The sequence below is a fragment of the Roseburia sp. MSJ-14 genome (assembly GCF_018918225.1).
GTDB lineage: Bacteria > Bacillota > Clostridia > Lachnospirales > Lachnospiraceae > Petralouisia.
Map to the genome: position 1 here is coordinate 431,625 of NZ_JAHLQD010000008.1, position 19,171 is coordinate 450,795.

Consider the following 19,171-nt stretch of genomic DNA (forward strand, 5'->3'; position numbering starts at 1 on the left):
TATATATGAGTTATAAGATGATTGTTCTGGATATTGACGGAACACTGACAAATGATGAAAAGAAGATAACTCCAAAAACATTGGATGCCCTGAAAAAAGCACAGGAACGTGGCATAATTCTAGTGCTTGCTTCCGGGCGTCCGGTTGCTGGATTAGACCTTTTAAAGCAGGAATTGGAGATGGATACCCATCATGGAGTTTTGTTGGCATATAATGGTGGAAAAGTATTAGATGCTCAAAATGGAAAAGTATTGTATGAAAAAGCAATTTCACAGGAACGCGCAAAGGCTGTTTTAAGACATTTAGAGCAATTTCCGGTTTCTCCTATGGTGATGAACGGAAAATTCCTCTATGTGCCCAAAAAAGACGGATATAAGGCAGATTACGAGAGCAGTATCAATGGATTAGAGATAGTAGAAGTGGGATTACTTTCTGAATTTTTAAATTTCAATCCGGTAAAAATATTGACTGCGGCGCCAAATGAAGTTTTGTTAGAACATATGGAGAAAATGACAGAGCCATTTCAAAAAGAATTTGCCTTTGTTATGTCGGCACCATTTTATTTAGAGTGCAATCTAAAGGGCATTACCAAAGCCGTTTCCTTGGATATGGTTTGCAAGGAATTAGGAATTGCTCAGTCAGAAGTAATTGCATTTGGAGATGCTCAAAACGATATGTCGATGGTGGAATATGCAGGTCTTGGCGTTGCTATGGGCAATGCTTGTGAGGAATTAAAGACTATTGCAAATGATGTTACTTTATCAAATAACGAGGATGGAATTGCAGCAACTTTGGAAAAATATGCGGTTATTTAATTTTTTATTCATCTTCATGGAAGATACTTCCGGAAAACTTACCGGCTAAGCGACGTCGGTCATCATCGATGGCAGCGTAGTGCTGCCGGGTAGTTTCCACACTTTTGTGTCCCAGTGCATCGGCAACTAAGTAAATATCACCGGTTTCTTTGTAGAGATTGGTACCATAAGTGCTCCTCAGTTTATGAGGAGTAATTTTTTTATTAATATTTGCTGCACCGGTATATTTTTTAACCAGTTTTTCTACGGAACGAGTAGTAAGACGGCTGTATTTTAAGGATAAAAACAATGCGTTTTCATGTTCCGGTGTTGCTTTTTGTGCCAAGCCTTCACGTTCTAACTCTAAATAGTCCAAAAGAGCATCTGCAACTTCATCACCAAAATAAATGGTAGATTCATTTCCACCTTTTCGTACAACACGCATGCAGTTATTTTTAAAGCTTACATCAGCCACATCCAAACCGACACACTCAGAAACACGGATTCCGGTGCCAAGCAGGAGTGTTAAAATGGCAATATCACGATATTTTGTCTTTTGATGTGCAGCAAGCTGACGGGCAGTTAAATTCTCACCATTTTGTACCGTAGTAATCAGGTCAGCTACCTCATCCTTATCCAAACGGATAATATTTTCTTTGTGTTTCTTTGGTGTATCAATCATGGATGGGGCATTTGTCTTAATAAACTCTTTTTTGAAATAGTAGTTATACATGGTGCGGATAGCAGAAAGCTTTCGCGACTTTCCTTTTTCACCATTTGTTACAGCCTGTCCATCGCTTTTTTCATAATAAGATAAATACGAAAGATATTCTTCAATATCAATGGGGGTCATCTCATCCAAAACGCTGATTGGTATGTCATGCATAGACATTTTCTTATACACCGGATTATTTTCCTGAATAAATTCAAAAAAGATGCGAATATCATATCCGTAAGAAAGTCTGGTTCTGGAAGATGTGTTTCTGGTATCCAGGTAACGAAAAAAATCACTGCAAAACTTTGGCAGTTCTTTTAACAGTTCTTGTAGTTTTTTCTTATTTTCCAAATTGATTTTTTCTGTGTATTCCATGAGAAAAACTCCTTGTAATGTAATAGTGCTAATAATTATCAGTTCGCGAAATGTTGATTTTACGAACTGATAGGGTGAATTTTAAATAAGTACCTTTTTGTATCTGTTTATCTATATATCTGCATCTTTCTTCAGGTATACGTTAGGTTTTAACAGATTTCCGCGGAATCTAAAATAATCGTAAATGGTCCGTCGTTTAATAAAGAAACTTTCATGTCCGCACCAAATTCTCCGGTTTGTACTACCGGAAATTCCTTTTTACATGCTTCAATAATATATTCGTATAATTGATTTGCCAATTCCGGCTTACCGGCTTTGGTAAAAGATGGTCGATTTCCTTTTTTACACTCGGCATATAAGGTAAATTGTGAAACCAATAACAATTCTCCCCGAATATCCTTTAAGGAAAGGTTTGTTTTTCCGTTTTCGTCTTCAAAAATACGCAATCCTATAAGTTTTTTTACTAATTTATCGGCAATTTCGGTTGTATCATCTTCACCTATTCCAATTAGTACCAAAAATCCCTGTTTAATAGAACCAATTACCTTTTGATTTACAGTTACAGAGGCTTGGGTGACACGTTGTATTACAAATTTCATATATCATAAATCCTTTCTTGTATTTGTTTATTTAAAAATATAAATATTCCTTCAAAGATTGATTATAACATAAACTTATACTATAATAAATACTTTAGAAAATGACATTTTTAGATTGATTAACATAAGTATATTATGTCAACCAACATGGAGGATATATGAAATTACAAAGGTTATTAAGCTATACACGTCAGGCAATCGATACCTACGAAATGATTGATGAGGGGGATAAAATTGCAGTTGGTATATCTGGTGGGAAAGATTCCCTTACACTGCTCTATGCACTACAAGGATTGCAGCATTTTTATCCTAAGAAATTTGAGCTTGTAGCAATTACTGTAGATTTAGGATTTCCGGAATTTGATACCAGCAAAATTGCAAAGTTATGTGAAGAACTAAATGTACCATATGAAGTGGTTTCAACAGAAATTGCCAAAATTGTTTTTCAGAAACGAAAGGAAAAACATCCATGTTCCTTGTGTGCAAAAATGCGAAAAGGTGCTTTAAACCAAGCGGTTAAGAAACTTGGAGTTAATAAAATTGCATATGCACATCACAAAGATGATATTGTAGAAACCATGTTAATGTCTTTGATTTTTGAAGGACGCTTTCATACTTTTTCTCCAAAAACCTATTTGGAAGATATGGATTTAACCGTGATTCGCCCAATGATGTATGTATTGGAAGCAGATGTAATTGGTTTTATGCATAAGTATGAATTACCTGTGTTGAAAAATCCCTGTCCGGCAGATGGCTACACAAAGCGTGAATATGTAAAAGAACGTTTAAGACAATTAAACCGTGAACATCCCGGATGTAAAGAAAGAATGTTCACGGCAATTGAAAGGACATTACCTGATTATCAAAGTGATAAAGTTAGCAAGGCATAAAGCTGTACTCTTCTATCACTTGTTCAATGCGTTCCTGCACAATTTTTGCAATTTCTACTGTTTTTAAATTCTTATATTCTTCGTATAACAGTGGTTTTAAGTAGTGTACCTGAGTAGTCACCTTACCAAAGGAAAAGCTATTAAATACTCGGTATGAGTCAATGAGAGCTACAGGGACAATTGGTACCTTGGATCTGAGTGCACACTTAAAGCTACCTGCTTTAAAGCTGGATAAACGGTTATGGTTGTTAAATACATAGTCACCTTCTGGGAAAATAATATATTTTCTTCCATGTTTCACTTCTTCCGTCACTTCATTTAAGACCGGAAGGGCTTTGCGTACATCTTTACGATCTAAACGTTTTCCCTGGACTAAATCTACAATTTCACTGGTTAAAATCATATGGGATTTTACTTTATCCATAACAAAGGAGCATGGATTCTTATGTGTAATCATAATACCAAGAGCATCGTATTTTCCCTGATGATTTGGATACATGATGTACCCCCCATCTTTTGGAAGGTTTTCTTCTCCATAAGCTTTTGTATGAATGTGCCCGCTTCTCTTCATAAGGGTAATTGCATGCTGAACTAATGCATAACGTTTTTGCTCAGAATACTTTTCCGGATGGTTTGCCTGATAACGCATCTTAGGAATCATATAAGGAGCACGAAACAAATTCATAAAAATAACATATAAAAATCTAAGCATATATTTTCTCCTATTTGTAAGTATATCTTTTTTATTATAAAATGAAATCCCTAAAAAGACAAGTAAAAAGCCTACTGAAAAATATGTAAAAACATAATCAGTAGGCAAGAGTTATATTAAGATAAATAAGTAAAAAGCAATATTATTTATTCTCACTGGAGAAATATGGAATCATAAGATATTGACCTGAATGAATATCATCATCACCAAGATTATTAATTTCTTTAATCTCTTCTACATACGCCTGCGTATTTGGATATTCAGGTGTGATATAGTTTTCAGCAATACTCCAGAGAGTGTCACCTTTTTCAATTTCGATACTGGTATAATATTTTGTAGATGCATTCTGAGCTGCTTTGCTATGACTGGAAACTGCAATATTACTGCCAATCAAGGCACATAAAATAATAATAATGGATGTAAATAATGCTAAAAGAAGATTGCGATGTACAACAGCTCCTCTTTGCTGTAATAAAACGTTTTGTTCTTTGTAATTCATAATAGTTCCTCCTTCATTCCAAATCATGGGTATTAAGTATTGTATTTATATTATATTCTGTCGAACACCTGTTGCGAACATTTGTTTATGTTTGAATCATAGCACACGAACAGACGTTTGTCAACATGAAAAGCGAACAAATTTTCGGAATATGTGTTTGCATTTTAATATAAGGTATGTTATGATAAAAGAAATAAATTTTCGTGATTATATGCGTAGATTTGGAATAATATTAGGAGGTATGAGTATATGTCATACGGCAAGATTAGTGATAAACAGCGAGAAATTTTAGAATACATTAAGAGTGAGATTTTGAATAAGGGCTATCCACCAGCGGTAAGAGATATTTGTGAGGCTGTTCATTTAAAGTCCACCTCTTCTGTTCACTCACACTTAGAGACACTTGAGAAGAACGGTTATATACGTCGTGACCCTACCAAGCCCAGAGCAATTGAAATTATTGATGATAATTTTAATTTGGTACGTCGTGAAGTGGTTAATGTTCCTCTTATTGGAAGGGTTGCTGCCGGTGAGCCATTGCTTGCGGTAGAGAATATCGAATCTTATTTTCCGATTCCGGCAGATATGATGCCGAATGTAGAGACTTTTATGTTGAAGGTAAAGGGAGAAAGCATGATAAATGCAGGAATATTCGATGGTGACAGTATATTAGTCCAGTGTCAGAACACAGCACAGAACGGTGACATGGTCGTTGCATTGGTGGATGATTCTGCTACTGTAAAGACATTTTACAAGGAAGATGGTTACTATCGTTTACAACCGGAAAATGATAATATGGATCCAATTATTGTTCAGGAATGTAGCATTTTAGGAAAAGTATTCGGTGTATTTCGTGTTTTTAAATAAGTAATTGTTTTACATAAAGGTATAAGTTTGATTATATAAAAGCAACAAAGAAACCGCTCTATCTTTTAGAATAACAGATAAAGCGGTTTCTTCTTATATCATAGTAAATTTTTATAATTTTATAAATCTTCTAAATCTACTTTTTTTCCGTCTGTCCAGATACGTTCTAAGTCATAGAAAAGACGATCTTCTTTGGAAAATACATGAACAACAATATCATTGTAATCCATTAAAATCCAACTGGAATTACGATTTCCTTCTACTTGTTTTGCAGTATATCCTGCTTTTGTCAATTCTTCGTCTACGGTATCTACCATAGCCTGAAGCTGATTGGCATTTGAACCACTTGCAATGACAAAATAATCTGCGATAGGGGAAATTTCACCAATATCAATAATTTTAATATCGTCAGCTTTTTTTTCGCTTAATGCGTGGCAAGCTATTTTTACCATTTCGCGTGAATTACTCATTGTTTATAGTCTCCTTTTCTGTAATAGATTCAAAGTTAATTGTGAGAAATACTGTTATGGAAATATTGATATGTTTCATTGGTTAAAGGGTCTATTTCTCCACCTTTTTCCGTTAAGTACTGAAGCGTATCACTTAAAATTTTTTCCATAGTTTTATCCAAATCCTGGAACGCTAATTTACGAATGGCAGTTAAATTCGGTGCCTGATCTCTATTAGGTTCGATATAATCTGCAATATAAATAATTTTATCCAAAAGATTCATTCCCGGTTCACCAGTGGTATGCACTTTAATTGCATGAAGAATTTCCTCATCTTCTATTCCGTATATGCTTTTGGCAAAATATGCCCCAAGTTTGGCATGCAAAAGAGATGGACTTTTCCGTTCTGCGTCGGAAATAGAAATCTGATATTTTTCACACAAGGAAAGTTTTTCTTCATTGGGGATGCATTTTGCACAATCGTGTAATAATCCGGCATATAAAGCCTGATCCATATCTGCACCATGTGCCATAGCAAGAGCGGCTGCGGTGTACATAACACCCATGGTATGGGTAAAACGCTCCTTATCCAACTCTTTTTTTAATTGTTTTTCAATTTCTTTGCGTTTCATAGTATCCTTCTTTCCCTAAGATTCCTGATACAATTTGTTTGTGTGGATGTAGTCCGCTACTTCTTTCGGAACAAGATAGCGAATACTCAAATTGTGGTTAACACGAGAGCGAATGTTGCTGGATGATACATCAAAACAAGGCATGTGAAGAGGATAAATATGTGCATGATACTTTTCATTTAAATAAGAAATTTGTTTCATAAAATCCAGTTCACGCTTATCTTCGCGATAGGCTGCCAATACGTTGCAAGAGGCTAAAATTTCCCCGGGTTCTTTCCAGTATTCTATGTCAAATAAGGAATCAGCACCAAGAATAAAATATAATTCAGCGTTGCCATACTTCTCCTTGAGCTTTGGAAGCGTCAGGTAGGTGTAACTAATACGCTCCTCTTCCACCTCCATAAGTTCCAGTGCGAAAAATGGATTATCTTGAATTGCCAATGTTATCATGTCACAACGCTGGGATGCAGGAGTAATCTGTTGCTTTAATTTATGAGGAGAATGTCCGGTGGGAAGAAATAAAACCTGCGATAGATTGTATTCTTCCCTGGCATAGTCCGCAATTAACAGATGTCCGTTATGAATGGGATTAAAGGTACCGCCCATAATTCCAATCTTTTGTATGGAATTGTTATTTTCTATCACCTTGTCCATTTTAACGTCTCTTTTCTTAGTTATTAGCGTGGCAATTGGATTTTTGCATCCTTTTTTGCAGGACGGTATAAAACAATTTTTTTACCAATTACCTGTACTACTTGTGAATGTGTACGTTCTGCTAAGGTTTGTGCAATTTCCTTTGGCTCATCGAAACAATTCTTTAATACAGAGATTTTAATAAGCTCTCGTTTTTCTAATGCTTCATCAATACCTGTTGCCATTTCAGGGGAAATACTGGCCTTTCCCACCTGAAAGATTGGTGTTAAGTTGCTGGCAAGGCTTTTCAGATAAGCACGTTGTTTACTTGTTATTTCCATTTCTAGTTCCTTTCTAAATAGTTTTTATTTATAATAATCAAATTCTAATCCATACATACGGACAGTGTCACCTTCTGAAATGCCTGCGTTTTCCAGGTCATCCAAGATACCTTGCTGACGTAAAAACTTCTGGAAGAATAAAAATCCCTTTTCAGAATCAATGTTGGTATAACCAAGCATTTTCTCGATTTTTGGACCTTCTACCACATAAACATTGTCTTCTTCGTTATATTCCACTGTGTATGCTTCGTCTTGGAATAAGGATGCCTCCGGGAAGTATTCCTGTTCGTATACTACAGGGGCATCATCCAATCCGGATAATAATTCATTTACATGATATAAAAGCTCTTTTACCCCTTCTCCACTAACTGCGGAAATTGGATAAACTTTGATGCCTTTTGGTTCAAATTCAGCTTTTAATGCAGGCAAGGCACTTTCTTCTTCGTTATAAATAGCATCAATTTTATTTGCGGCGATTACCTGAGGCTTGTTCATCAATTCCGGATTATAAGCCTTTAATTCGGAATTGATTGCATAAATATCTGCAATTGGATCTCTTCCTTCTACAGATGCAGCATCTACCATATGAATCATAACTTTTGTACGTTCAATATGTTTTAAAAAGGAATGACCAAGTCCGACTCCTTCGGATGCACCTTCAATCAATCCCGGAATGTCTGCAATGACAAATCCACCAGTGCCTTCTAAATCTACCACACCAAGGTTTGGATTTAATGTGGTGAAATGGTAATTCGCAATCTTCGGACGTGCATTAGTTACACGAGATAATAAAGTGGATTTACCAACATTTGGGAATCCTACCAATCCTACATCAGCAATTACCTTTAATTCCAGGCGAACTTCTAACTCAATACCAGGTTGTCCCGGCTGAGCATACTTTGGTGCCTGCATGGTGGAAGTAGCATAATGCTGGTTACCTAAACCACCTCTACCACCTTTTAAAATAATTTGTCTGGTATTATCTCCGGACATATCTGCGATTACTTTGTCAGTAGCCGCTTCGCGAATAATGGTTCCTGCCGGAACCTTTACAACTAAGTCTTCGCCGTTTTTCCCGTGGCAGTTACGCTTGCCGCCTTCTTCACCGTTTTGAGCAGCATATTTACGTCTGTGACGGAAGTCAGTTAGTGTGTTTAATCCATCATCTACCTGAAAAATTAAATCGCCGCCTTTTCCGCCATCGCCGCCATCCGGCCCGCCATTTGGAACATATTTTTCACGACGGAAGGAAATATGACCATTTCCGCCGTTTCCTGATTTTATAATAATTTTTGCACTATCTGCAAACATTGTTTTCCACCTCAATTTCAAATATGAATGTATGTTGGTAAAATACGCTTATTAGCCGGTTACTTATTAAAAGAATAGACCCGGCTGTTGCAGTCGAGTCTATCAGTCTTTCTTATTCGTTGCTTGCTACTGGATATACGGAAGCCTGTTTCTTATCTCTTCCTTTTCTTTCAAATCTCAGAACACCGTCAACCTTAGCGAATAATGTATCATCTCCACCGATTCCAACATTCACACCTGGGTGAATCTTGGTTCCACGCTGTCTGTATAAAATATTTCCAGCCTTTACAAACTGTCCATCAGCTCTTTTCGCACCTAATCTCTTGGATTTGGAATCTCTACCGTTCTTAGTAGAACCAACTCCCTTTTTATGAGCGAAAAATTGAAGGTTCAAATTCAACATGTCTTACACCTCCTTGAATATAAGCGTAATATATTCATTTCCGTAGTTATTTTGTATTCCTTGTAAGCCTAAAACCATGGAGCGAATTAACAACACTGCTTCCTTTGAATAATCTTCCTTTAAAGAAAAATCAATCAGACCGCTTTCTTCTTCTGTTACAATATCAAAATCATCCGAAACAAGCTCTTCTATGGAATTAATTGTATTTATAACTAATACAGAAACAGCAGCACAGACAATGTCCTCTCCTGCTTCTCCGTACTCGGCGTGTCCAATACAATTAAATGCAGTATATTCATGCTTCTGGTTTTCATAAATCGTTATATAAATCATAACAATTCCTATCGATTAGCCATTAATCTTTTCGATTTTCACTTTGGTGAAGGACTGTCTGTGACCGTTCTTCTTGTGATAACCGGTTTTTCTCTTGTACTTGTAAACGATAACTTTCTTACCTCTGCCGTTTTCTACTACAGAAGCATCAACAGTAGCCTTAGCTGCGTCAGCTCCAACCTTTAAAGAACCGTCGCTTACTGCTAATACGTTATCAAAAGTAACTTTTTCACCAGCTTCAACACCAAGCTTTTCAATGGTAATGATATCGCCTTCGGATACTTTGTACTGCTTACCACCTGTTGCTATAATTGCGTACATATGGCACCTCCTATTTATCATTACTCGCCAGTTACGGTGCTGTATCAAAAAATGCAGACTTATAAAACCTCACTGTGCGGCATACTTGTATATAATAGCATGTGTATTTTCATGCGTCAAGGGGTTTGGCATAAATTTCTTATATTTTCTTACATTTGATGCCGAACCACCTTATATTCATCATCGCATTGATAATAAGGACATTCCCAATGGGAATTTGTCATGAACTGCACCATTTCATCTTCATCCAGATTTACCATACAAACATAGTATTCGTAATCTTCATCATATACATAGTTTGCACAGGTATCACAGTTTGATATATTTTTCATGTAGTTTCCCCTTTCGTTTGGGTTAGGAAATTTGTTCTGCAAGAGATTTTCGTACTTTTTTTCGGGTTAATTCTACTAAGTTTAATCGTGTCATATCTACTACCTGCACCGGAACACTGTCGGTCTTTACCAATTGTCTTAATTGATACATCAGGGTATCCTTTGCTTTTTGCTCTTTCATATCAATAAAATCCACCACAATAATTCCTGAAATATTGCGAAGACGTAATTGATGCGCAATCTCTTTTGCCGCTTCTAGGTTAATGTTAAGATAATGTTCCTGTACATTCTTTTTGGCGATACTTTTTCCGGAGTTTACATCAATTACAGTTAAGGCTTCGGTAGGTTGGATAATTAAGTAGCCACCGGATTTTAACCATACACGTTCCTGTAATGCCTCCTTTAACTTTACTTCAAGGCTATAAAGTTTACTTAAAGAAATCATGGTATCTTCATATAATTTCACAGGAAATCCGGACTTTTCTATTTGTGCATAAAGTTCTGTGTCATCCGTAATGATTTCCTGAAGTTCGTGCTGATGTACATCTCTTAGCAGGGAAAGAAATTCGGGTGGACTTTCTTTTAGGCATGAAAAACAGGTACGATGTACAGCATTTTGTACTAACTGTTCATATTCTTGCTTTAAATTGTTATATTCTGTAAGAATTTCTGTTTCCGTTGCCTGTGCGGCATTTGTTCTCACTACAATGCCAAAATCAGGGTTTCGATATGGTTCTAATAGTCCTTTTAAACGTTCTCTCTCTTCTTGCGGAAGTTTTCTGGAAATACCTATGGTTGTATTTTCGGTTGTAAGAACTAAATAGTTACCTGCAAAAGTAAGGTTGGTGCTTAACTTTGGGGGCTTTGTTTTTATATTTTCTTTTACCACCTGAACAACAACTTCATCTCCTTGTACCATTCGTGGACTGTTTATTTTTTTCACATAAATAGGATTATGACAGTCCTCTAATGAATAATAACAAGGTTTGCCCGGTGCAATTTCGATAAAGGCAGCATTGAGATTTTTTACAATGTCTTTTACGCGACCAACGTAAATATTATTTAAAATACTCTTCTGTTCCACTGGCTCTAAGTATACTTCTAATAACTGCTTTCCGGAATAAAGTGCTGTGGTAATATAAGTAATTTTGTTGTAATTTAATTTGGTAATTAGTACTTTTTGATCCATCACTATAAAATATCTTCCCCTAACTCACCCAGTGTAAAAAATGTCGGGAATTCCAATCCTTTTTCTGCATACTCTTTCTTCATAAGTGAAAGTTTTTCAGCATATTCAGCACGTTCATGTTCACCCTTTACCGGAATCTCTTCAGAAGATACATAAACCTCCTGACGATGAATCTGAAATGCCAAAGGTTCAAACGGAATCTCGCAAAAACGATAAAATTTTTCTATTACTAACTCAGGTTTAATGTTGCTGCTGCTTCCGGTACATACTTTTAAGAAAAATGCGGGCTTTCCATCATATTCAACTGCCTTCATGTCATAGATGAACGGCTTTAAGTCAATGACTCTTTCACTTTTCTTTGTCTTCTTGGTAATGAGAATCTCTGGCTGCTGGTAAAAAGCATGCATCTGTTCTTCAAGTTCCTTCAAGTTGAAGGGATTGGTGTAATTATCTTTAATATATACCAGATAATCTGCGGCAGCAACTAAAGACATAGAGGTCTTTGCCATATCCGGAAGTTTTTTGTATTCTAAAATAGAAATACCATCAACCATAACTTGATTCAGTGCATCAATGGATTCCTTACTGGAAAGGGTACTGTTTACTTCAATATCTAAATATTCTCCATCGCTGGTAATGCCTACTCCCAATGGAGCTGCAAAGGACATAATCTGGTGAGGACTGAATCCTTCGGAATAAGCAATATCAATGTGGGCTCTACGCATACTTTTCTGGAAGTAACGCATAATGTCCAGGTGCCCGATAAACTTCATTACACCATATTTTTTAAATTTAATTCTGATGTTCAAGACAGACACCTCCTCCAAATCTAGCTGCGCCACAGGCGTTACATTGCATGCGGCAGTTTGGTGTTACCACTTCTTGCTGTGCACGTTCCCATTCACGTTTTAAGAAGGACTTCGTTACACCACAGTCAATGAAATCCCATGGAAGAATCTCATCGGTACTTCTGGTTCGTAAATTGTAAAAAGCAATGGATATGCCACATTCGTCAAAGGCTTCCATCCACTTATCATTATCAAAAAATTCACTCCAGGAGTCAAAAATACAACCTTTTTCATAGGCTTTTAACAGGACTTGTCCGATTTTACGGTCTCCTCTTGCTAGAACACCTTCCAAAACAGTAACATCTGCTTCATGCCAGTTATATTTTAAACTTTTACGATTTAACTGTTCTTTCATTTCTGTATTTACAATTTTAGCACGGCGCAGATACTCGTCTTTTTCACACATTGGTGCCCACTGGAATGGAGTAAATGGTTTTGGCACAAAGAAAGACGTACTCATGGTAATTTGACATTTTCCGTTTCTTTGTTCTTTGGGAATTTCATAGTAACGTCTTGCAATTTTATCTCCAAGACGAGGAATTTCCTTCATATCTTCTTCCGTTTCGGTAGGAAGTCCAAGCATAAAGTAAAGTTTTACCTTTTGCCAGCCACCTTCAAATGCAAGACCTGCACCATGTAAAATAACCTCTTCTGTTAAACCTTTGTTAATGACGTTTCTAAGACGTTGAGAACCGGCTTCCGGCGCAAAGGTCAGGCTGCTTTTTCGGATATCCTGTACTTTACTCATAACATCCAATGAAAATGCATCGATACGCAAGGAAGGCAGAGAAATGTTTACTCCGTTTCCTTTTTGGTCAATTAAGTAGTTAATTAATTCCGGCAATTGACTGTAATCACTGGAGCTTAAGGAACTTAGGGAAATTTCTTCATGCCCGGTGCTTTCCAACATATCATGGGCGCACTCTTTTAACATATTTACATCACGTTCTCTTACCGGACGGTAAATCATGCCTGCCTGGCAAAAACGACATCCTCGAATACAACCACGTTGAATCTCCAACACAACACGGTCCTGGGTTGCTTTGATAAATGGAACTAATGGTTTGTGAGGATAGGTTGTGTCAGTGACATCCATCTGAATTTCCTTACGGATTGTAGTAGGAATATCCGGATATTTTGGCTGGAAAGATGCAATGGTGCCATCTTCCTGATAAGTCACCTCATAAAGAGATGGCACATAGATTCCAGGGAGTTTTGCTGCTTCGCGTAAAAATTCCTGACGATTTTTTCCTTGTGCTTTCATGGTGTTATAAAGGTCAAATAAAGCATCGTACTGTGTTTCGCCTTCTCCGATATAGAACAAGTCAAAAAAGTCTGCTAATGGCTCCGGATTATAAGTACAAGGTCCTCCACCAATCACAAGGGGATCATCTTCTGTACGTTCTGTTGCAATAAATGGAATATGACTTAAGTCTAAGATTTGCAAAATGTTGGTATAGCACATTTCATATTGTATGGTAATACCAAGAAAATCCATTTGTTTTACCGGAGACTGTGTTTCTAATGTAAAAAGTGAAATGTCCTGTTCTTTCATAATTTTATGAAGATCCGGCCATGGAGAATAGACACGTTCACAATAGACATCGTCTCTTTTATTGAACATATCATATAAAATCTGGATTCCAAGATGAGACATTCCTATTTCGTATACATCCGGAAAACACATGGAAAAACGTATGGATACATCTTCGGGATTTTTTCTTATCATATTTACTTCATTGCCGATATAGCGTGCCGGCTTATCAATGGACAATAAAATTTCATCGGATAATGCAAGCTGATTCATAAATTGCTCCTTATTTTTTTCTTTTCATATCATACAGATAAATCTGCACATTGCATTTTAGTATAGCATATTTTACAAATAATGTACATACTCACTGCTTTGAGGAAGTTTTTAAAATTCCAGAGAATCTACGGAAATCGGAAGTGGATTCCATTCAATCTGAGAATAAACCTCCTTGGTACTATAATCTTGATAGGTAAGGTGTTCTTTGTCGCAGTAAACAAATGCGGCAAAAATAAGAATGGCAATGATTGCACGAAGTCCAAATGTGGATGTAACACCAGAAGGACTGTCTTGGTCTGCAAGTGTTCCATATAAAGAATAGTGTGCCTGGGGATGATTTGGCTCTGTCTGAAAAGAAGAACGGATTTGATTTACATATGCTCTGCGTTCTTCTACGGTTTGTTCCATTGATTTATCCATAAAACTCCTTGAAATAAAACCTTTTATTACAGTTTACTTTTCGTAAAATAAAAAATGCATAAAAGGTACTTGAAAATAAAAATTCAAGTACCTTTCAATGGTTTCGTTTTAATCTTTTAATAGTTTTTGTATTTGTTCTTTGGAGAGTAATGGGTCTGTTACATAAGCAGTATCGCCATTTCGATATACATACCTAACTTTGGATAATTCATATTCATCATCAACAAAAAATACAAGCGAAAAACCTTCGGTATTGGAAACCTGATAATCTATACCGGCTGAGGAAATTCGAGGATTTTCATATTCTATACGTCCTCGAGATAAATAATGATAAGTGCTAAAATTTGAATTATCTAAACTATCTAAATCATCATTAAAAGTCAATTCCTGCTCAATAGTATATTCATGTGCATCCAATACTTGTTTTATTTCCTTTGACTCTAATAATACATTTATTTCTTCCGTCAATCGTTCTTCTGCTTTTTCTCCAGTAGAAATAACCTTATTCAAGTTATGCTTATTTGCAATGTAATTTCCTAATGGTTCTCTAAACGCAAAATAACCAATTAAAACTAATACTATGGCATAAACAATAGAGGCAATGGTCCATTTTCTTTGATATTCATAAAAACCATCTTCGTTATAATAACTACCTCTTTCATATGCCAATTCAGAACCATAGAGTCCAAGATAAATTGCTATAAAAGGATAAAGGATTGGAATAAATGCTAGTAATCCTATCCATACATGATTTCCGATAGACCAGAATTGTGGCATCAAAAATGCAGCAACATTAAATCGGTTTTTAAAAGTTTCTTCCACAATATACTCCTCTTTATTTCACTTTGTTTATCGCTGACTTAATTCTTCTACTACTTCTTCCCAGGTAATGCCTTTTTCTACCATAAGAACCATCATATGATATAAGAAATCAGAAATTTCGTATTTGATTTCTTCAGGTTCCGGATTCTTGGATGCAATTACAATCTCAGTTGCTTCCTCTCCTACTTTCTTTAAAATTTTATCAATGCCCTTATCAAATAAATAGTTGGTATAAGAACCTTCCTTTGGATGTTCTTTTCTATCAGCAATTACCTGATATACTTCTTCAAATACTTTTAATGGATTCTTGCTTAAGTATTCCTTTTTAATCAGTTCCGTAAAGAAGCAGGTCGGATTACCGGTATGGCAAGCTGCACCAACCTGTGATACTTTTGCAAGAATGGTATCCTTATCACAGTCTAATGTTAGAGATTTCACATACTGATAGTGACCGGAAGTGACACCTTTGGTCCAAAGTTCCTGACGGCTTCTGCTATAATATGTCATTTTTCCCATTGCAATGGTGGTATTAAATGCTTCTTCGTTCATATAAGCAAGCATTAATACTTCGGATGTTTGGTAGTCCTGGACAATAACAGGAATTAATCCGTCAGAATTTAACTTAAATTCTGACCATGCAATTGCTGATTCAAATTTCTGTGTTTCCACACCCTTCATGGCAAGAAGCATTTTCACCTTCATAACGTCTGTTTCCGGATTGCTAATATAGGAGCCACCCATTCCGGTAACAGCAGGTTTCTTTAAAATATCTGCCCAATGGTCGGTATCGTATTCGTTGGTAATGACACTAAAAGGTAAATCGGTTACATTGGTAAGTGAATCAATGATTGTTTCATCTAATGCAACTAATTTGTGTACATAATGTTCGATGTCTTCTTTATGCTTGAACAATAAATCTACGGTATCTACGGCAACTAATAATTTTTCTCTGCCAAAGCGTTGCGCTCCTTCTTCTGCAAGCTGCGGAGTGTCGTGCTTTGAGCTATCTAAAATAGCACCTTTACATCCGGCATAAAGAATTTTCTTAATATCTTCCAGACGATTAATGTTACCGCCACCATAAACCGGAATTTCCACAATACGACATATCTCTTTAATGGTGTGAAGATTCAAATCGTGTTCATTGTCATCATTGGATAAATCAAAAACATATAATTTATCTACCCCACTGTCATTGTACTGTTTTGCTAATTGTTTTAAATCGCCTGTATTTTCTAAATCCTGAGGACCTTTTACTGCCATACCATTTTTTAAATACATAGTGGCAATCAAATTTTTATGTTCCATACTATCACCTATAAACTACCTTTCGTTGACATAATATCTGTAATTCTTGGATCAATGGTAGTTGCTTCATCCAAAGCTCTTCCAAAAGCCTTAAATAACGCTTCTATCATATGATGATTATTTGTACCGTCTAATATTTTCATATGGAGATTCATTCCTGCACTATAAGATATGGCATAGAAAAATTCTCGTACCATTTCAGTGTCCATATATCCTACACGGTCTGTTGTAAATTCGCCTTCAAAGGAAAAATATGGCCGTCCGCTTAAATCAACCGCGCATAATACCAATGTTTCATCCATAGGTAAAATACAACTGCCGAAACGCTTAATCCCCCTTTTATCTCCAAGTGATTTGCGAATTGCCGTTCCTAACACAATTCCAGTATCTTCAATAGAATGATGTGTATCTACTTCTAAATCCCCGCTTACATGTACTTTTAAATCGAAAAAGCCATGACGTGCAAATCCGTCTAACATATGATCAAAAAATCCAATTCCGGTATCTAACTGCGTATCTCCCTTCCCATCAATATTTAATGAAAGAGAAATATCCGTTTCCTTTGTCTTTCGGTTTTGTTGTACATTTCTTTGAAATGCCATACCAACACCTCGTTTCTGTTTAGTCTTCAAATCTTACTTTAATCGAATTTGCATGAGCCGTCAACTGTTCTGAGGTTGCAAATTGCATAATATCTTTGTAAACAGGTTCTAATGCTTCTCTGGAGTATGAAATAATGCTGGACTTCTTAATAAAGTCATCCACTCCTAATGGTGAGAAGAATTTTGCTGTTCCATTGGTAGGAAGAATGTGATTTGGACCTGCAAAATAGTCACCTAATGGTTCACTTGCGTATTCACCAAGGAAAATAGCTCCTGCATTCTTGATTTTCATCATAACTTCAAATGGATTTTTCATTAAGATTTCCAAGTGCTCAGAAGCAATTTCGTTTGCAGTATCAATGGCTTCTTCTTCGGAATCTGCAATTAAGATATAACCATAGTTTTCTAATGATTTTTCAATAATTGCCTTTCTGGAAAGTTCTGCCACAAATTTATCTACTTCTTCAGATACTTTTTTTGCTAAAGTTTCACTGGTTGTAATTAAAATTGCACTTGCAAGTTCATCATGTTCTGCCTGAGATAACAAATCCGCAGCCACATAACGTGGATTGGAAGTTTCATCAGCCAAAACTAATATTTCACTTGGTCCGGCAATGGAATCAATGCTAACATGACCAAATACTGCTTTTTTTGCAAGAGCAACATAAATATTTCCAGGTCCGACAATTTTGTCTACCTTTGGAATGCTTTCTGTTCCAAAAGCAAGAGCTGCAATTGCCTGTGCTCCACCGACCTTGTAAATTTCAGTTACACCTGCCTCTGTTGCGGCAACTAAAGTAGCAGGGTTTACTTTCCCTTCCTTGTTACAAGGAGTTGTCATTACGATTTTTTCTACTCCGGCTACTTTTGCAGGAACTACGTTCATTAATACGGAGGAAGGATAAGCTGCCTTTCCACCCGGAACATATACCCCTGCACTGGCAAGGGCTGTAACTTTCTGACCTAACATAACACCGTCTGGGCGGCTGTCAAACCAACTGTACTGTTTTTGTTTCTCATGGTAAACACGAATGTTTTCTAATGATTTGCGCATAACATTGAGCAGCTTTTCATCTACTAATGTATATGCTTCTTTGATTTCTTCTTCTGTTACACGCACATTAGAAGCATTGATGTCTGCACCATCGAATTGTTTGGTGTAAGCAAATACCGCAGCGTCTTTTTCTGCTCGTACTTTTTCGATAATTGCATTGACACTTGCTTCATACTGTGTATAGTTATTCGGACTTCTTTTTAATAAATCTTCTAACAGATTCTTTTTGGTATCACTTGTTAATTTTAATGTTCTCATTTGCCATTCTCCTTTGCTAATACCTCTTTCAAATCTCTGATTATTTTGGTAATACGTTCATTTTCCATTTTCATACTAACCTGATTTACTACCATTCTTGCAGAAAGTGGACATACTTCTTCTAATACGCTTAAACCATTTTCCCGCAAGGTAGTTCCGGTTTCTACAATATCTACAATTACTTCGGATAACCCAACAATCGGTGCCAATTCAATAGAACCATTTAATTTGATAATTTCTACTGTCTGATGTTTTTTGTTGTAAAAATAATCCTTGGCAATACGGGGATACTTAGTTGCCACACGAATAAGTTCGTGGTGTTTTAATAATTCTTCTGCATCTTTCGGACCGCATACACACATCTTGCATTTTCCAAAACCTAAGTCCAATACTTCGTAGATATTACGAGCTTCTTCTAAAATAGTATCTTCTCCTACGATTCCGATGTCTGCTGCACCGTATTCTACATAAGTAGGTACGTCAGGACCTTTTGCAAGGAAAAACTTTAACTTCAATTCTTCATTGACAAAAATTAATTTTCTGGTATCTTTATCTTTCATTTCCTGACAGGTAATTCCGATTTTTTCAAATGTTTCCAAGGTACGGTTCGCCAGACGACCTTTTCCAAGTGCAAATGTTAAATATCTCATCTCG

25 protein-coding genes are annotated in these 19,171 nt (G+C 36.3%); 3 read left to right on the top strand and 22 right to left on the bottom strand.

From position 1 onward, the window contains the following. Positions 1–5: 5 nt before the first annotated feature. Positions 6–815: a Cof-type HAD-IIB family hydrolase gene (locus KQI83_RS04425; protein WP_216555017.1), complete on the top strand. Its 810-nt coding sequence runs from the start codon at positions 6–8 to the stop codon at positions 813–815. 4 nt (positions 816–819) lie between these two features. On the opposite strand, the gene KQI83_RS04430 is transcribed toward KQI83_RS04425, so the two are convergent. Continuing rightward, positions 820–1,884, bottom strand: coding sequence for a tyrosine-type recombinase/integrase (locus KQI83_RS04430; protein ID WP_216555018.1), 1,065 nt, complete (start codon positions 1,882–1,884; stop codon positions 820–822). Between the two features lie 149 nt (positions 1,885–2,033). Beyond that, entirely contained in the window at positions 2,034–2,483 is a 450-nt protein-coding gene (dtd, locus tag KQI83_RS04435; RefSeq protein WP_216555019.1) for a D-aminoacyl-tRNA deacylase, read from the bottom strand. Positions 2,484–2,641: 158 nt separating this feature from the next. Between dtd and KQI83_RS04440 the strand changes: the two genes are divergently transcribed. Beyond that, positions 2,642–3,373 carry an ATP-binding protein gene (locus tag KQI83_RS04440; protein WP_216555021.1) on the top strand — a complete coding sequence of 244 codons (732 nt, stop codon included), beginning with the start codon at positions 2,642–2,644 and terminating at the stop codon, positions 3,371–3,373. Here KQI83_RS04440 and KQI83_RS04445 read toward each other — a convergent pair. Together KQI83_RS04445 and yneA are read right to left on the bottom strand one after the other, a co-directional pair. Continuing rightward, entirely contained in the window at positions 3,360–4,085 is a 726-nt protein-coding gene (locus KQI83_RS04445) for a lysophospholipid acyltransferase family protein (protein ID WP_216555023.1), read from the bottom strand. The genes KQI83_RS04440 and KQI83_RS04445 overlap by 14 nt on opposite strands. A 142-nt stretch (positions 4,086–4,227) precedes the next feature. Then, the gene (gene yneA / locus KQI83_RS04450; protein ID WP_216555025.1) at positions 4,228–4,584 is read right to left on the bottom strand and encodes a cell division suppressor protein YneA; all 357 of its coding nucleotides are present in this window, start codon (positions 4,582–4,584) and stop codon (positions 4,228–4,230) included. Positions 4,585–4,833: 249 nt separating this feature from the next. Here yneA and lexA point away from each other — a divergent pair, with 249 nt between their 5' ends. Continuing rightward, on the top strand, positions 4,834–5,451 hold the full coding sequence (lexA, locus tag KQI83_RS04455; protein ID WP_216555026.1) for a transcriptional repressor LexA: 618 nt from the start codon (positions 4,834–4,836) through the stop codon (positions 5,449–5,451). 119 nt (positions 5,452–5,570) lie between these two features. Here lexA and rsfS read toward each other — a convergent pair whose 3' ends face one another. The 18 genes from rsfS to hisG form a co-directional block, all read right to left on the bottom strand. Further along, on the bottom strand, positions 5,571–5,921 hold the full coding sequence (gene rsfS, locus KQI83_RS04460; RefSeq protein ID WP_216555027.1) for a ribosome silencing factor: 351 nt from the start codon (positions 5,919–5,921) through the stop codon (positions 5,571–5,573). Between the two features lie 35 nt (positions 5,922–5,956). Further along, on the bottom strand, positions 5,957–6,532 hold the full coding sequence (gene yqeK, locus KQI83_RS04465; RefSeq protein WP_216555028.1) for a bis(5'-nucleosyl)-tetraphosphatase (symmetrical) YqeK: 576 nt from the start codon (positions 6,530–6,532) through the stop codon (positions 5,957–5,959). A gap of 15 nt (positions 6,533–6,547) precedes the next feature. Then, a complete protein-coding gene (nadD, locus tag KQI83_RS04470; RefSeq protein ID WP_216555030.1) occupies positions 6,548–7,186 on the bottom strand; it encodes a nicotinate-nucleotide adenylyltransferase in 639 nt (212 codons plus the stop codon). A 23-nt stretch (positions 7,187–7,209) separates the two neighbouring features. Continuing rightward, positions 7,210–7,506: a ribosome assembly RNA-binding protein YhbY gene (gene yhbY, locus KQI83_RS04475; RefSeq protein ID WP_216555032.1), complete on the bottom strand. Its 297-nt coding sequence runs from the start codon at positions 7,504–7,506 to the stop codon at positions 7,210–7,212. 24 nt (positions 7,507–7,530) lie between these two features. After that, on the bottom strand, positions 7,531–8,817 hold the full coding sequence (gene obgE, locus KQI83_RS04480) for a GTPase ObgE (RefSeq protein ID WP_216555034.1): 1,287 nt from the start codon (positions 8,815–8,817) through the stop codon (positions 7,531–7,533). 112 nt (positions 8,818–8,929) lie between these two features. Next, on the bottom strand, positions 8,930–9,220 hold the full coding sequence (gene rpmA, locus KQI83_RS04485) for a 50S ribosomal protein L27 (RefSeq protein WP_216555036.1): 291 nt from the start codon (positions 9,218–9,220) through the stop codon (positions 8,930–8,932). A gap of 3 nt (positions 9,221–9,223) precedes the next feature. Further along, positions 9,224–9,553, bottom strand: coding sequence for a ribosomal-processing cysteine protease Prp (locus KQI83_RS04490; protein WP_216555037.1), 330 nt, complete (start codon positions 9,551–9,553; stop codon positions 9,224–9,226). Positions 9,554–9,568: 15 nt separating this feature from the next. Next, on the bottom strand, positions 9,569–9,874 hold the full coding sequence (gene rplU / locus KQI83_RS04495; protein ID WP_216555038.1) for a 50S ribosomal protein L21: 306 nt from the start codon (positions 9,872–9,874) through the stop codon (positions 9,569–9,571). Between the two features lie 149 nt (positions 9,875–10,023). Then, positions 10,024–10,206, bottom strand: a complete 183-nt coding sequence (locus KQI83_RS04500) for a DUF6472 family protein (protein ID WP_216555039.1) — start codon at positions 10,204–10,206, stop codon at positions 10,024–10,026. 22 nt (positions 10,207–10,228) lie between these two features. After that, complete coding sequence (locus KQI83_RS04505) at positions 10,229–11,395, bottom strand: ribonuclease E/G (RefSeq protein WP_216555040.1); 1,167 nt, start codon at positions 11,393–11,395, stop codon at positions 10,229–10,231. A gap of 2 nt (positions 11,396–11,397) precedes the next feature. After that, positions 11,398–12,204 carry a TIGR03936 family radical SAM-associated protein gene (locus KQI83_RS04510; RefSeq protein WP_216555041.1) on the bottom strand — a complete coding sequence of 269 codons (807 nt, stop codon included), beginning with the start codon at positions 12,202–12,204 and terminating at the stop codon, positions 11,398–11,400. Next, the gene (locus KQI83_RS04515) at positions 12,188–14,050 is read right to left on the bottom strand and encodes a TIGR03960 family B12-binding radical SAM protein (RefSeq protein ID WP_216555042.1); all 1,863 of its coding nucleotides are present in this window, start codon (positions 14,048–14,050) and stop codon (positions 12,188–12,190) included. The genes KQI83_RS04510 and KQI83_RS04515 overlap by 17 nt, the downstream gene beginning before the upstream one ends. 111 nt (positions 14,051–14,161) lie before the next feature. Beyond that, complete coding sequence (locus tag KQI83_RS04520; RefSeq protein ID WP_216555044.1) at positions 14,162–14,473, bottom strand: hypothetical protein; 312 nt, start codon at positions 14,471–14,473, stop codon at positions 14,162–14,164. A 108-nt stretch (positions 14,474–14,581) separates the two neighbouring features. Then, positions 14,582–15,295 (bottom strand): hypothetical protein, encoded by a 714-nt coding sequence (locus KQI83_RS04525; protein WP_216555045.1) that lies wholly within the window; start codon positions 15,293–15,295, stop codon positions 14,582–14,584. A gap of 27 nt (positions 15,296–15,322) precedes the next feature. Then, complete coding sequence (gene hisIE / locus KQI83_RS04530) at positions 15,323–16,603, bottom strand: bifunctional phosphoribosyl-AMP cyclohydrolase/phosphoribosyl-ATP diphosphatase HisIE (RefSeq protein WP_216555046.1); 1,281 nt, start codon at positions 16,601–16,603, stop codon at positions 15,323–15,325. Positions 16,604–16,611: 8 nt separating this feature from the next. After that, on the bottom strand, positions 16,612–17,205 hold the full coding sequence (gene hisB / locus KQI83_RS04535) for an imidazoleglycerol-phosphate dehydratase HisB (RefSeq protein WP_216555047.1): 594 nt from the start codon (positions 17,203–17,205) through the stop codon (positions 16,612–16,614). Positions 17,206–17,224: 19 nt separating this feature from the next. Beyond that, positions 17,225–18,517: a histidinol dehydrogenase gene (gene hisD, locus KQI83_RS04540; protein ID WP_216555048.1), complete on the bottom strand. Its 1,293-nt coding sequence runs from the start codon at positions 18,515–18,517 to the stop codon at positions 17,225–17,227. Next, positions 18,514–19,167: an ATP phosphoribosyltransferase gene (hisG, locus tag KQI83_RS04545; protein ID WP_216555050.1), complete on the bottom strand. Its 654-nt coding sequence runs from the start codon at positions 19,165–19,167 to the stop codon at positions 18,514–18,516. Before hisG ends, hisD begins: the two co-directional genes overlap by 4 nt. Positions 19,168–19,171 lie beyond the last annotated feature (4 nt).

Bases quoted from the DNA above. Each gene is read 5' to 3' on its own strand.
- yhbY (WP_216555032.1), bottom strand. From the start codon at position 7,506: ATGGAAATAACAAGTAAACAACGTGCTTATCTGAAAAGCCTTGCCAGC.
- KQI83_RS04430 (WP_216555018.1), bottom strand. From the start codon at position 1,884: ATGGAATACACAGAAAAAATCAATTTGGAAAATAAGAAAAAACTACAA.
- hisIE (WP_216555046.1), bottom strand. From the start codon at position 16,603: ATGGAACATAAAAATTTGATTGCCACTATGTATTTAAAAAATGGTATG.
- KQI83_RS04490 (WP_216555037.1), bottom strand. From the start codon at position 9,553: ATGATTTATATAACGATTTATGAAAACCAGAAGCATGAATATACTGCA.
- hisB (WP_216555047.1), bottom strand. From the start codon at position 17,205: ATGGCATTTCAAAGAAATGTACAACAAAACCGAAAGACAAAGGAAACG.
- KQI83_RS04425 (WP_216555017.1), top strand. From the start codon at position 6: ATGAGTTATAAGATGATTGTTCTGGATATTGACGGAACACTGACAAAT.
- lexA (WP_216555026.1), top strand. From the start codon at position 4,834: ATGTCATACGGCAAGATTAGTGATAAACAGCGAGAAATTTTAGAATAC.
- KQI83_RS04500 (WP_216555039.1), bottom strand. From the start codon at position 10,206: ATGAAAAATATATCAAACTGTGATACCTGTGCAAACTATGTATATGAT.
- hisG (WP_216555050.1), bottom strand. From the start codon at position 19,167: ATGAGATATTTAACATTTGCACTTGGAAAAGGTCGTCTGGCGAACCGT.
- yqeK (WP_216555028.1), bottom strand. From the start codon at position 6,532: ATGAAACGCAAAGAAATTGAAAAACAATTAAAAAAAGAGTTGGATAAG.
- KQI83_RS04445 (WP_216555023.1), bottom strand. From the start codon at position 4,085: ATGCTTAGATTTTTATATGTTATTTTTATGAATTTGTTTCGTGCTCCT.
- KQI83_RS04515 (WP_216555042.1), bottom strand. From the start codon at position 14,050: ATGAATCAGCTTGCATTATCCGATGAAATTTTATTGTCCATTGATAAG.
- KQI83_RS04505 (WP_216555040.1), bottom strand. From the start codon at position 11,395: ATGGATCAAAAAGTACTAATTACCAAATTAAATTACAACAAAATTACT.
- KQI83_RS04520 (WP_216555044.1), bottom strand. From the start codon at position 14,473: ATGGATAAATCAATGGAACAAACCGTAGAAGAACGCAGAGCATATGTA.
- dtd (WP_216555019.1), bottom strand. From the start codon at position 2,483: ATGAAATTTGTAATACAACGTGTCACCCAAGCCTCTGTAACTGTAAAT.
- hisD (WP_216555048.1), bottom strand. From the start codon at position 18,517: ATGAGAACATTAAAATTAACAAGTGATACCAAAAAGAATCTGTTAGAA.
- yneA (WP_216555025.1), bottom strand. From the start codon at position 4,584: ATGAATTACAAAGAACAAAACGTTTTATTACAGCAAAGAGGAGCTGTT.
- nadD (WP_216555030.1), bottom strand. From the start codon at position 7,186: ATGGACAAGGTGATAGAAAATAACAATTCCATACAAAAGATTGGAATT.
- rsfS (WP_216555027.1), bottom strand. From the start codon at position 5,921: ATGAGTAATTCACGCGAAATGGTAAAAATAGCTTGCCACGCATTAAGC.
- rpmA (WP_216555036.1), bottom strand. From the start codon at position 9,220: ATGTTGAATTTGAACCTTCAATTTTTCGCTCATAAAAAGGGAGTTGGT.
- rplU (WP_216555038.1), bottom strand. From the start codon at position 9,874: ATGTACGCAATTATAGCAACAGGTGGTAAGCAGTACAAAGTATCCGAA.
- KQI83_RS04440 (WP_216555021.1), top strand. From the start codon at position 2,642: ATGAAATTACAAAGGTTATTAAGCTATACACGTCAGGCAATCGATACC.
- obgE (WP_216555034.1), bottom strand. From the start codon at position 8,817: ATGTTTGCAGATAGTGCAAAAATTATTATAAAATCAGGAAACGGCGGA.